Source organism: Microcoleus sp. PH2017_28_MFU_U_A, from assembly GCF_020738035.1.
Taxonomy (GTDB): Bacteria; Cyanobacteriota; Cyanobacteriia; order Cyanobacteriales; family Microcoleaceae; genus Microcoleus.
The window spans coordinates 1-12447 of record NZ_JAEQCX010000158.1 but is presented as its reverse complement, the minus strand read 5'-3'; the positions used below and the strand labels follow the sequence as shown (position 1 = coordinate 12447).

At 46.4% G+C, this 12447-nt stretch carries 13 protein-coding genes; 4 read left to right on the top strand and 9 right to left on the bottom strand.

Features of this window, described 5'->3' with window-relative positions; genetic code table 11:
* Positions 1-297 precede the first annotated feature (297 nt).
* From JGK14_RS31335 to JGK14_RS31325, 3 genes are all read left to right on the top strand, one after another.
* Positions 298-648: a hypothetical protein gene (locus JGK14_RS31335; protein WP_293186657.1), complete on the top strand. Its 351-nt coding sequence runs from the start codon at positions 298-300 to the stop codon at positions 646-648.
* 110 nt (positions 649-758) lie between these two features.
* A complete protein-coding gene (gene ycf46, locus JGK14_RS31330) occupies positions 759-2279 on the top strand; it encodes a stress-responsive protein Ycf46 (protein WP_293186656.1) in 1521 nt (506 codons plus the stop codon).
* Positions 2280-2409: 130 nt separating this feature from the next.
* Positions 2410-2763 carry a DUF1257 domain-containing protein gene (locus tag JGK14_RS31325; protein ID WP_096832348.1) on the top strand — a complete coding sequence of 118 codons (354 nt, stop codon included), beginning with the start codon at positions 2410-2412 and terminating at the stop codon, positions 2761-2763.
* Here JGK14_RS31325 and JGK14_RS31320 read toward each other — a convergent pair.
* The 4 genes from JGK14_RS31320 to JGK14_RS31305 form a co-directional block, all read right to left on the bottom strand.
* On the bottom strand, positions 2760-2933 hold the full coding sequence (locus JGK14_RS31320; protein WP_293190836.1) for a hypothetical protein: 174 nt from the start codon (positions 2931-2933) through the stop codon (positions 2760-2762). The genes JGK14_RS31325 and JGK14_RS31320 overlap by 4 nt on opposite strands.
* Positions 2918-4168 carry a glycosyltransferase family 4 protein gene (locus tag JGK14_RS31315; RefSeq protein WP_293186655.1) on the bottom strand — a complete coding sequence of 417 codons (1251 nt, stop codon included), beginning with the start codon at positions 4166-4168 and terminating at the stop codon, positions 2918-2920. The genes JGK14_RS31320 and JGK14_RS31315 overlap by 16 nt, the downstream gene beginning before the upstream one ends.
* Before the next feature lie 142 nt (positions 4169-4310).
* Entirely contained in the window at positions 4311-5603 is a 1293-nt protein-coding gene (locus tag JGK14_RS31310) for a glycosyltransferase family 4 protein (protein ID WP_293190833.1), read from the bottom strand.
* Positions 5604-5803: 200 nt separating this feature from the next.
* Entirely contained in the window at positions 5804-6835 is a 1032-nt protein-coding gene (locus JGK14_RS31305) for a glycosyltransferase (RefSeq protein WP_293186653.1), read from the bottom strand.
* Positions 6836-7019: 184 nt separating this feature from the next.
* Between JGK14_RS31305 and JGK14_RS31300 the strand changes: the two genes are divergently transcribed.
* On the top strand, positions 7020-8141 hold the full coding sequence (locus tag JGK14_RS31300; protein ID WP_293186652.1) for a glycosyltransferase family 4 protein: 1122 nt from the start codon (positions 7020-7022) through the stop codon (positions 8139-8141).
* A gap of 82 nt (positions 8142-8223) precedes the next feature.
* On the opposite strand, the gene JGK14_RS31295 is transcribed toward JGK14_RS31300, so the two are convergent.
* The 5 genes from JGK14_RS31295 to JGK14_RS31275 all read right to left on the bottom strand — a co-directional run bounded on the left by JGK14_RS31295 (position 8224) and on the right by JGK14_RS31275 (position 12383).
* Positions 8224-8730, bottom strand: a complete 507-nt coding sequence (locus tag JGK14_RS31295; protein ID WP_325315892.1) for a serine O-acetyltransferase — start codon at positions 8728-8730, stop codon at positions 8224-8226.
* A 403-nt stretch (positions 8731-9133) separates the two neighbouring features.
* Positions 9134-9715: a serine O-acetyltransferase gene (locus JGK14_RS31290; RefSeq protein WP_293186650.1), complete on the bottom strand. Its 582-nt coding sequence runs from the start codon at positions 9713-9715 to the stop codon at positions 9134-9136.
* A 354-nt stretch (positions 9716-10069) separates the two neighbouring features.
* On the bottom strand, positions 10070-11080 hold the full coding sequence (locus tag JGK14_RS31285; protein ID WP_293186649.1) for a glycosyltransferase family 2 protein: 1011 nt from the start codon (positions 11078-11080) through the stop codon (positions 10070-10072).
* 243 nt (positions 11081-11323) lie between these two features.
* On the bottom strand, positions 11324-11935 hold the full coding sequence (locus JGK14_RS31280; RefSeq protein WP_293186648.1) for an acyltransferase: 612 nt from the start codon (positions 11933-11935) through the stop codon (positions 11324-11326).
* Between the two features lie 178 nt (positions 11936-12113).
* Positions 12114-12383 (bottom strand): zinc ribbon domain-containing protein, encoded by a 270-nt coding sequence (locus JGK14_RS31275; RefSeq protein WP_293186658.1) that lies wholly within the window; start codon positions 12381-12383, stop codon positions 12114-12116.
* Positions 12384-12447: the final 64 nt, after the last annotated feature.

Sequence of the window (12447 nt, the reverse complement as noted above, 5' to 3'; positions counted from 1 at the left end):
GCGACTCGATACAGAAAAAACTTATCTTTAACCAAGCTTGAATATATTGATCGCTCCTGCTCTTGGTTGGCAATCAATTATTCAGCAAGCCCTATATAAAGAGCGCTGAAGCGCAACTACGTACCTTGATAGCTGCCTCATCAACTCTATTCCTTGTTTTTCCGTTGTTAGCCGCCCCAAGATCGCAGCAATTGTAACGACATATTACAAAATGACGCTAAAGCAGCATAGAGGCTTGACAGCAAAGAATTAAGTAGCTAATCTAATATACATACCCGGGTAAGTCAATTCACTGATATGCAAGAAAAGCAAAAAGTTACACTGTATCTTCCACCTGAACTGCATCGCCAGCTCAAAATCAAAGCCGCAGTAGAAACCGAACCGATGTCATCAATTGCAGAAAGGGCAATTGTCTTCTACCTAGGAAACCCCGAACTGGTTGACGAAGTAGAAGCCTCCTACGGACAAACCCACCGGGTGTACACTTGTCCAGAATGCACGGGTTCAGTAGTAATGCGAGATGGAGAACTGGCATCCGTAACAAGTCAGCCGAGTGTATTGGCTGAGCAGGATCTTCCAGTCAAGCAAGTGTCAGGCGTCAGTGCCAGCACAGCCCAACCGGGAGAGGAAGAATTGGTTCCCTGCTAAGAATGCCTTGCTTGCTCAAAAAGCCATAACTGGAAATCTCATTCAGCAATGGGCTAATGGCAGCATTGAGATTCAGCAAAGATAGCACCGTCTCTAGTGGGTCGAGGAATATGCAAGAAGAGATCAGTATCCTAATCCAAGCTCAATATCCTCTGATCTACCTCGTGACATCCGAGGAAGAGCGGTGTGAGCAAGCAATTTCCGCAATAGCTCAAGCTAAGCCGCAGCGCCGAGTCTTTGTCTGGACTGTAACCCAGGGCATGATAGAGTACGGTCAACCTCGTGCAAACACTCAGCAAAGCACCCTCTCGCCGCAGGCAGCTATTGAATGGGCGATTAGGCAGCGCGAACCGAACAACAACGCTACTATCTATGTATTCAAAGACCTGCATCCTTTTAAAGATGATGCAACCGTAACAAGGTTGTTGCGTGATGCGATCGCCAACTTCAAAGGAACACAAAAGACAATTATACTGATGTCTCCTTTGCAGCAAATCCCGATCGAGCTAGAAAAGGAAGTGGTAGTCTTAGACTTCGCGCTCCCAGACATGGCGGAACTAAACCAAGTATTGTCTAGCCAGTTGGAGCAAACGAAATCGCGACGCATTACCACAGAATCGCGAGAAAAACTTTTAAAAGCAGCCTTGGGATTGACTAAGGATGAAGCTGAAAAAGTTTATCGCAAAGCCCAAGTTTCCACGGGGCGCTTAACCGAAGAAGAAGTAGACATAGTTCTGTCGGAGAAAAAGCAATTAATTCGGCGCAACGGCATTCTAGAGTTTGTAGAAGAAGACGAAACCCTGGATGCAGTCGGGGGTTTAGAAGAACTCAAACGGTGGCTCAAGCAGCGTTCCAACGCCTTTACAGAAAGGGCGAGAGAATACGGCTTGCCCCAACCCAAAGGAATGCTAATTCTCGGCGTACCCGGATGCGGAAAATCGCTGATTGCCAAGACTACCTCGCGCCTGTGGGGACTGCCCCTGCTAAGGCTAGATATGGGTAGAGTCTACGACGGATCGATGGTAGGTCGATCGGAAGCAAACCTCCGCAACGCGCTCAAAACCGCAGAATCCATCTCCCCAGCTATCCTCTTCATCGACGAACTAGACAAAGCCTTTGCAGGAGGCACTGGTTCGGCCGACTCAGACGGAGGAACCTCCAGCCGGATTTTCGGCTCATTCCTCACTTGGATGCAAGAAAAGACTTCCCCAGTCTTCGTAATGGCAACAGCCAACCGCATCGAGCGTTTACCCGGGGAATTCTTGAGAAAAGGTCGATTCGACGAACTCTTCTTTGTTGACCTACCGACGAAAGAAGAACGCCAAGATATATTCAAAATTCACCTGTCAAAACGGCGTCGGGAAATTTCTCGCTTCGATTTAGAGCAACTTTCCAATGTTTCCGACGGCTTTTCAGGAGCAGAAATTGAGCAAGGGCTAGTAGCAGCCATGTACGAGGCCTTCGCTCAAGATAGAGAGTTTACGCAGTTAGATATCATCGCGGCCATTAAATCTACATTGCCACTGTCTAAAACCATGACCGAACAGGTCAGCGCCCTCCGAGATTGGGCGAGACAGCGCGCACGGCCCGCTGCGTCTTCCGTCGCTGAATACCAGCGAATGGAATTCTAAAAGCTTTCTCCTGGTCCAAACAGGAGCAAAGGCTAGCAACAGCTAGCAGTTCGATTGAAGAGCCGCCCAGCGGCACCGTTAAATCCAGACCGTTGTTGTTTCTCTCTCAGTTTTATTAGGAGGAAATCCAATGTCTCACTTTAGCACTCTGCGTACCAAAATCACTGATGCCGAAATCCTGAAAGCTTCCCTACGTGACTTGGGCATTTCAGTCAAGTCAGAAGCTGATGTTCGTGGCTATAATGGTCAGCGCGTTCGCTCCGACATCGTGGCGACTCTGGAAGGCGAATACGACCTGGGTTGGTCTCGCAATAGCGACGGTTCCTTTGATCTGATTGCAGACCTCTGGGGCGTTGCCAAAAAGCACAATCAAACTGAGTTAATTAACTCCATTAACCAGAAGTACGCAGTTAACAAGACCTTGGCAGCAGTCAAGCAGCGCGGTTTGCAAAACGCCAACGTCAAGTTGGTAGTGCAAAATTAATAACTCTGCGTGTTTCTAAGCTTGCGGGTTAACCAAATACTGGTTAACCCGTTTTTAGCGAGGATGTAGAGTGTTTTTTTATCCGCTACGTACTTTTTTGCAAGCTTAAGCAGCAGCTTTTTATCTGAAAGTTGCTGCTTTTGTGCTTGACTAGCTAATGCTTCTGGCAAGTGTCGATCGTTTGTTGATAAATTTCAATCATGCGATCGACTTTGCGTTCCCAGTCAAAATGCTCCCGAACCCGCTCCCATCCCGCCCTACCCATACTCTGTCGCATCTCCTGCGACTGAGCGAGCTTCAGCATAGCGTCAGTCAGTCCCTTGACAAAGCCTTCTTTAGAAGCTGGTTCTACTAAAATACCGCAACTGGAATCTATATAATCCATCGGGCCGCCCCAATTGGTGGCAATGACGGGCAAGCCGACGGCCATTGCTTCCATTACCACGGCTCCCCCAGGCTCCCGCAAACTCGGCAGCACCAGTACATCGGCTTGTTGCAGTTTGAGAGCGCATCGATCCTGAGACAACCAGCCACTAAATACAACCCTGGCCTCCTGGCCTAAACGAGCTGTTTGAGCTTCGAGTTCCCCTCGCATCTCCCCATCGCCGATGATTTCCAAAACAGCATCCGTTTGAGCGGCGACGGCTCTGAAGGCTTCTAGCAGCAAGTCTACCCCCTTCCAGTCTGCCAGTCGCCCCAAGAAAACAAAATGGATTTGTTGATTAGGCTCCTTTGATGCCATAGATTCCGATCGCCACACCGATAAATCCACGCCGTTTTCCACAAGTTCGATGATTTTACCCTGCACCCCCGCCGGAAGTGCCTGCTTCGTGCGATCGTTTGCCACTAACACCGTCTCTGCTTTGATTTTACCGGGCAAAAGACGGTTGAACAAGTTGACGAACTGATAACCGATCTCGATTAAAATATCTACTGAACGGTTTTGGCGCGATCGAAATGCCAAAGGAAATTTAACCGCCGTATTCAGTGGCCCCATAACTACCGGCACCCCTAAGGCGAACATCAGGGACGGAAATTTTGCCGAAACTGGTGTCGGCTCGTGAACAATATCAATCTGTTTTTCGCTCACCAGCCGATCGACAATACCGCGCTGTAGCACTTGGGTGTATAGGTGACTGAGCAGCCCTAAAGTAGGCGCACCTAACCTTGGAGGCAAGAATCGCCCGCAATTGTTAAGCAGCCGATGCACCCATGTGTCGGGTACAAAGTGCATTCGATCGCATTCTTCTGGAAACAGCGCTTCGAGTTCAGCTTGAGTGCGCCCGTGTACCACTAACCATGTCTCTATTTGGCGGGATCGAAGTATTCGGAAGTAGTGCACTGGCAGCAATGACTCTCCACCGAATTTATTAGAGGCATTTTCAGCAACAATTACAATTCGCATAACTTGTTTTCCACCCCATAAAGAGATTTATCTACTAAGCTGTTGTGCATTTAAATTGTATATTTCGGTTTGCGAACAAAAATCTTCAATCCGCTGCCCTTCTACCCCTCAATTACCATACACAATCTAGATGCACAACAGCTTATTTAGAGCGAGCGGTACTTTTAGCGTCAATCATTTTATGATAAATTTCAAGAATTTTTTCTGCCTTTGGCTCCCATGTAAATTCTTTCGCTTTTTCGATACACTTAGCTGACATAACTTGCCGCAAGCGATCGTCTTCGACCAAAATCTGAATTTTATTTGTTAACTCCTGAGTAAGATACTCTCTAGAAGTTGGCTCTATTTTAAATCCAGTTTCTTCAGTCACGTATTCCGCGATACCGCCATTGTTTGGTACAATACAAGGCAACCCACAAGCCATAGCTTCCATTACCACTGCGCCGCCAAATTCCCTAATCGAAGGGAAGCAAAAAATATCCGCTTGCTGGTAATAGTCAAGTGTTTCTGCTTGACCTACCCAACCAGCAAACTTAACTTTTTCTCCTAAGTTAAGCTTCTCTACTTGAGATTCTAATGCTTTTCTTTCTTGCCCGTCACCTACTATTGTTAATTGAACTTTTTCTTTAATTTTTGGTTCTAGTCTATTCACAGCTTCGATGAGAATGTCAGCACATTTGTAAGGAACCAATCGACCTACAAAAAGTAAATTTATCTGGCCACCCTTTTTTGTTTTTGGTTCTTGTTTTAAGAAACTACTGGCAATACCATTTTCGTAAAATAGTTGAATTCTCTGGTCTGGTATCGCAAACAAATCTTTGAGCATATTTAAGGTATATGTTGAACCTGCCAAAATTTGGTCTGCTTTTTTGTAAGTTTCTACATAACCTGGAATTAAGGCTCGACCAACTGCCCTCAAAAAGTTGAATTGAGCAAATTCTTGTTTGGCAGTTTCTTGAAAGCCTGGTGGAAAAGGAATGCCTCCATTGACTGGGCCTAGCAGAAAAGGAGTGTTTTGGCAGGCGCTGACTACCTTAAACGGATACCGCGGCATCATCGGGGTAATTGCATGAACTATGTCATAATCTCCCTTGAGAATTTTGGAGTGAAATTTTTGATATACTTGCTGATTAAATTCTTCATAAATTGGGTAGCTCAAAGCATTATACAGTGGCCAATTTATTTTACCATTCGCGGTAATTTTTTCTACTACTTTGTAATACTGCGTAGCAATCTTTCCTTCTTCAATATAAAAAACTTTTTCGTATTCAGGGTGTTTTTGAATAGCGGATTTATTTCTAGCATGGGTGACAAGTGTTGCATCAACTAGCTTGCTAATTTGTTCAACAAAATTGTACCCCACCAAAGGTACAGAAGCCCATTCAGGATTGCACTGCTCTACAATTAGTAAAACTTTTAATTTTTGGTCGTTCATTGGTTAGATTCCTTTGTTGACGATCGATGAATATTTGGAAGTTGAGTTTTGAAGAGATTAATCGATATTAAGCGTTTTTTTTTTCGATGCGAGAGTCGGCTGTAGAGGTTGATGGAAAAATCCGCCTCTACATCAACACCCGATTTGCAATTACAGGGGAGAAGTTGCAGAAAAAACAAGTTAAGTTGATGGTAACTGATCTACTTAGTAGACTTAGCACTCATTGTAACTTTCTCAATTGATGGGCTTGATGTCTTGTATTCGATCAAGTTGCTGCGCTGTCTGAGCAACCGGCGTTTGTAAAACAGCATCTGACCCTGCAATTGAGGAAATCTCCCCAACACGCAAGATAATGCGTAGAGAGCAGCATCCTTTGATTTTAAGTTTTGCTGCATCCGCCGATAGATGCGGTAGCCAAGTATCGGGTAGCCCCAAAGCAACAACAGGCTCCAGCCGTGCGTAACCCACGCTGTCCCGATTGCTAGCACGGGCAAAACGAATCCCCAGAACCAGATGCTGGTGCTGTCTTTGACCCAGTGGCGTTCGGGGGTGTTTCCGTGCAACCAGGAACCTTCGGCGTAGGCATGGCCTGCTCTTTGACAGCGCTTCCACCACTGGTCAAAACGAGTCATTTGGGCGTCGTGCAAAGTCATTTCTGCATCTAATCGCTCGATTTTCCAACCATTTTGGCGCAGCCGCACGCAGAGTTCCGGTTCTTCACCGGCGATCAGTATGGGGTTGAAACCGCTGACTTGCTCGAAGGCTGATGCCCGCATCATGGAGTCGCCCCCGCAGGCTTTGGCTTCCCCGATCGGGCTGTCCCACTCAATGTCGCAGAGTCGGTTGTATGGTGTGGCATTGGGATACCGCTCGCGGCGGCGCCCGCACACTACAGCTAATTCGGGTTGCGCTGCGAGTTTTTGCTGGGCAAATTCGAGCCACCCATCAACTATGGAGCAGTCGCCGTCTACGAATTGGACAAATTCGATGTCTGGAACTGCTTGTCGCAGGCTGGCAAATCCTGCATTTCTGGCGCGTGCTGCTGTAAAGGGTGTAGATAAGTCGAGTTCTACTGTCTCAGCTCCGAGCGATCGGGCTAATTCCAAGCTGCCGTCTGTTGAGCCGGAATCGACATAAACTACGCAAGCTACTTTGCCGATCGCTGACAGCAAGCACGCTCCGAGGCGAGATCCTTCATTCCGCCCGATAGCAACCAATCCAACTTGTTTCAAAGCTTACCTCTGGAATTCCACTTGCGATCTATTATTTTAATATTTTAGTAAAAGTCAAGCTAATTTCACAATATCTTGATTCCCAAACTTTTAGCGAGTGGCTGTAGTGCGCGTCAAAGCGTGTTTAGCTTATTATATATTAAGTCAAATCCGATCCAGCATTTTTATTTGAGAAGAGTCAACCATGCTAAATATCAGTTCTTTGTTCACCTTTTACTGTGGCGGTCAAGGAATTAGCCATACATTTTTGTCACTTTGTCAGTGGGATTACCCAGACTTTAAAACCCGCATGGTTGTTCCCAGTTGTGCACCGTCATATCGCGGGTATAATATGGTCGAAAGCGTACCCCCATATTTCAGAAGGGTGTACTACAGGCTCGGAAATTTTGCGCAATCTTCTGCTGAAAAGCGTTTTCTGAGAGATATCAATGATTTTGATGCAGTTTACTTGTGGCCTCGCACTTCAATCGAAACTGTTAGAAAGGTAAAGCAGCAGGGGCAAACACTTTTTTTTGAGCGTATTAACTGCTCTACTAAGAAGGCAAAATATATTCTTGACGATGCTTACGGTCGCTTGGGCATTGCTCCCCAACATGGAATTACAGATGCGATGATTCAGCAAGAAGATGAAGAAATGAGCTTGGCTGATTTCATTTTTTCTCCTAGTCCAGAGGTAAAAAAATCTTTTCTCGAAATAGGAGTTCCCGAATACAAACTGATGTCAAGCAGTTACGGGTGGTGTCCCAAGCGTTTCCCAAATATTTCGCCCAAAAAACAGCCATCAGACACCGTTACTGCGCTCTTTGTGGGCACCATCTGCGTCAGAAAAGGAGCTCACTTGCTCTTGCAAGCCTGGGAAAAAGCTGGCATTAAAGGCAGACTGGTGCTTTGCGGAGAGATGGAGCCTGCAATTGCCGAAAGTTGCAGCGATATTTTAGGACGCTCGGATGTAATTCATATAGATTACACGCTCAATATTGCGGGCGTATATGGCGAAGCTGACATTTTTGCCTTTCCGAGTCTCGAAGATGGTGGCCCGATGGTTACTTATGAAGCTATGGCTTACGGGTTGCCAGTTCTCACCTCACCTATGGGAGCGGGGGCCATTGCCCGGGACGGCAAAGATGGGATAGTCATAGACCCTTACGACTGTGAAGCTTTTGTTGAAGGCTTGCGAAAGCTTGCTTTGTCCCCGGAGTTGAGAGCACAGATGGGTTATAATGCTCGCCAGCAAGCCGAGGAATTTACCTGGGAAAAAGTAGCACGCCGCCGGAAAGATTTGATGCAGGAAAAATTGAAAGTTTAGGAATTAGGAGAATTATCTGAAAGAATCCTTGCTCTGCAACTTCCTTTTTCCTGCGAATATTTCTAGGAGTGCATTTTCAGGCTTAGGGTTTTTTGGGGATAATTTTTGCTGGTATTCCGACTGCGGTTGCGCCCGGTGGTACGTCGCAAATCACCACTGCATTGGCGCCTATCAAAGCATGATCGCCGATCGTTACGGAGCGAATAATTTTTGCTCCTGCACCGATATCGACGTGACCGCCAACTTGGACATTAGAAACAATTGTCACCTGTTGAAAAATCATACAGTTCGGGCCAATAGATGCCTCTGGGTGAATGACTATGCCATTAGGATGAAGCATAATGAGTCCCCCTCCTATCTGGCAGTTCAAAGGGATGTCAGTTCCAGCTACAATGCTCCAGAATATATGCTGGATTATGTTGAACCGGGATAAAAAATACCCTAAATTTCCACCTTGCTGCCGCCATTTTTGATAGTCGCGGATAGATTTTAGAAGTTGGCGACTGGGGTCCCACCACTGGCGAAGTTTTTCGCGACTCCAATCTGGCTCCGTGGCAGAAACGACAGGTGTAGTTCTTGATTGAAGCATTATTTGTGCAAGATAACAGATAAGATATACTGATAATCATGTGACATTCAATTATCAGTATACGATCGCTGGTTGGTGATTGACAATATTTATTTGTTGAAATTCTGTGACAATCCTATTTGAGTTGTAAGGTTTTTGTATGTTGCCAGGTTTTACTGGTAGGCACGGCGGGGTACTAACCTACAAAATGTTACAATTCATACAGAATTACTATATTGTCAACTTGTAATTATTTGGTTGACCGAGTTAATGTCTACTAACAAGCAGTAGCGATCGCTCCCAGCGTGCAACAATCACAATTGCCATAGAAATCCACGATTTCGTACAAGCATTTATCACTATAGAGGCGGTAGATCTCTAGTTTAAGTAACAGAAGAGACAGGTCACTTTTTTTGGTACTAATTTAAGGATTGTTTTCGACAGGGCGGGATTTGATAATTTTGGCAGGGATGCCAACGGCAGTTTGACCAGCAGGAATGTCTGATAAAACGACAGCATTTGCACCGATATTTACGTCGTCTCCCAGGTTGACCTTGCCGAGAATTTTTGCTCCGGCGCCGACGTTCACCCGATCGCCCAATTGAGGCGATTCTAGGGGTTTTTCCAAGTAGCGGTTCCCCAGGGTAACGCCTTGGCGGATAATGCAGTCGTCACCAAGAGTGCAGTGTCCATGAACGATGATAGAGCCTTCGTGTTCAATGACGACTCGGCGGCCGAGCTTGACTGTGTACGGCAAATCTATGCCGTAGGTGTTGCGGACTTTTCGGTAGAGCGATCGATATAGAATGCTCAAGGGAGCCCGCAGCAGTTTTGGTTCTACCTGCATTCTCCAGACACCGAATCTTTGAACTGCTACGGCGCGAAATCCCGGTTTTGTCCAATCGCGACCGTGAGCAATCCAGTCTTCTTTAATCTGCTCCCACAATCCGAGTGCAGGGGTTTCTACTTGATTTTCAGTTGCTATTAAATTTGACTCCGTTACCATAAGCTGTACTCAACACTCTGTTTTGTTTAAGTTGTTATTAGATGCCCCAGATATTAAGCTATTTCTCTGGTTTTTAGGGAGTAGTGCACCCGGTTTATTCACTCAAAAACACCAAGTGCTGCGGTGAATTATCTCAAAGAATTGCTTGAAATCCGGAACCCTTGTAGGGAGAAATTAAAATCAGACGATTCATTAATCTAATCCTCTTCTTTCCTTTGTTAAGTGTCCTCAAGTTGTCAACCCTTCGGCTTCGATGACTGACAAGCTGTCCCAGATCAACTGTCAACTGAAGCAATGTTTGGTTGGCCAGGATTAACGGGGTTTCTCTGGCTTTGATTTATTTACAAACACCTTTTAAAAAATTTTTGAATCTTCAATCTTACCTCCCTTAAAAAATACACTATTCATGATAAAATCGGTGAGCATTTTTGGCGGATCGCCGTCCGGCTTACCTTGAAGTACGCGGCGCACCCTCCAGGCTCCAAAGCCCGAAGCCCAGGTGACATCAGTTAATGCTGTGTAAACCAAGCCGTAGTTTTTGAGAAAGTACCTGCGCCGGGAATCAAACCAATACTGTGGGAGTCGCTTAGGGGGTTTTTTGGTGTCAGTCACACCTGAGCTTTGACCTACTAGGTGTACCACGCGACTTTCAGGTACATACCAGCAACTCCAGCCAGCTTTGTTCGCTTGCAGGCAAAAGTCCATTTCTTCGCAGTACATGAAATAAGCTTCATCCATCAAGCCAATCTTTTCAAATACTTCACGACGGACGATCATGCTGGCTCCAGCTACCCAATCAGTTTGACAGATTTCTTGGGAAATAGGAGGCGCTACATTCCACTTTGCCAATAATTTGGATAAAAAGCGCGTCCGCCAACCAAAATCGAGTTCGGTTAAGAAATCGTGAAACCGAAAAGCTGAATGTTGCGGCGTTCCGTCGGGGTCTTCCAAGCGGCTGCCGGCGATGCCGGCCTCGGGGTTGGAGTCCATGAAATCGACGAGGGCTTTTAAGGCACCTAGGCGAACTACGGTGTCTGGGTTGAGCAGCAGGAAGTAAGGGGGGGGATTGGTGGATTGCAGGACAGGACGTATGAGGGCGTTGTTGCCGAAGGCAAATCCGCCGTTGCGGTCTAGGGGAACGAAGGATGCCCATTCGCTCCAGCCTTCTGCTGCGATCGCCGCTGCTATTTGTTCGCTAGAATTGTCGCCTGATGCGTTGTCGGCAACTGCAACTCGCATACCGGGGAGCGATCGCACTTCGGTAACTAGAGAGCGCAAGCAGTCAATGGTTAAACCAGGGGTTCGGTAGTTAACAATGACAACCAGCAGTGGATACGGGTGATTGGACTCGCTGGCTTTGGACATAAGTGCAGTTGTTGGTTTAACAACTTTTTAGCTCAAGTTGTACCCCTATGGCAAGCTGGCGCGATCGCCATTTGAGGCCTCGCCTACTTTTTTTGATAGTTCGGGCATATTTTACAAAAGCGGTCACTCTTATTAAGCTCTTCTGTTGAAAAGCCTGCTTTACTGCCAAGAAAAACCCCAAAAATGCCCAAAAAATCTTCAAAAAAACATTGTATATAAGGGTTTGAGTATTATTGGATATGTCTATTTATTTCCATAGAAGTGTGACAATCGCAATTGTGCAAGCTGGGGTTCCATTTCGGGGTCGTAGGCTCCCTCGCGACTGTTAATTAAATCGGCCCAAGGTAGGCTTTGAGTTTCAGCCTGCAATTTTTCCACCAAGTCTGCGACGCGTCCGATGGGTTTAGCGGGAACACCGGCAACTATATCGCCTTCTGCGACATCTTTGGTGACGACCGCACCGGCGGCGACGATCGCATTTGGGCCGATGGTGACGTTGCGGAGGACGATCGAGTGATAGCCGATAAATACGTTGTCACGGATGTCTATTTTGCCCACAGCATCTAGTTTGACGTTGTAGGCTTGATTGAGCATGGCGATCGCTCCGTCGTGGCCGATCAGGATAGAGCTGGAAAAGTGGACGTTGTTGCCGATGCGGACGTAGGAGGGGTCTGTAAACACCGTGCTTGGCAGGATCGTGCAATTTTCGCCGATCGAGTACAGGTTGCCGTGAAGGCGGAGAAATTGGGTGTACTCCTCGGAACTTGGCTCGCAGAATTTGACGTAGAGGCCTCGGAACTTGCCATAGCGCATGGCAAAGTGGCGAAGGATTTTCTGAAAGATTGATTTAATCATTTTCCTGAGCCTGGGTAGATTTAAGCCTATTCGTAGACATACTAACCGCTGTTGTGTCAGGAGGTAGATCTGACAATATGACAACGTTGGCACCAATGTTCGTGTCCTGCTATACAAATACTAGACAAGTCTAGACATTTGGTTCTTACTTCATCGGGAGCATGGGAGCGGTTATCCCTCAGTAAGCTTTCACGATGAAAGCCAAGCGCGATAAATTAATTGCTGCGTTCAAATCCCTGTCCATCGAATGACCGCAACTTCCACAGTTGTAAGTTCTTTCTTTTAGTGGCATATCTTGGGTATGTCCACAGCTTGAGCAGGTTTTGCTTGACGGAAACCAGCAGTCAGCAACAATTATTTCACAGCCAAACTTTTTAGCTTTGTATTCCAGTTGACGTTTGAATTCATGGAATCTAGGACTTACGCATTGACAAAAAGCATTATCTATGTACTCTCGGCCATAGCATCACTCTGAAGGTTCGCAAAAATATGCTCACGTATAACTAAAGTGA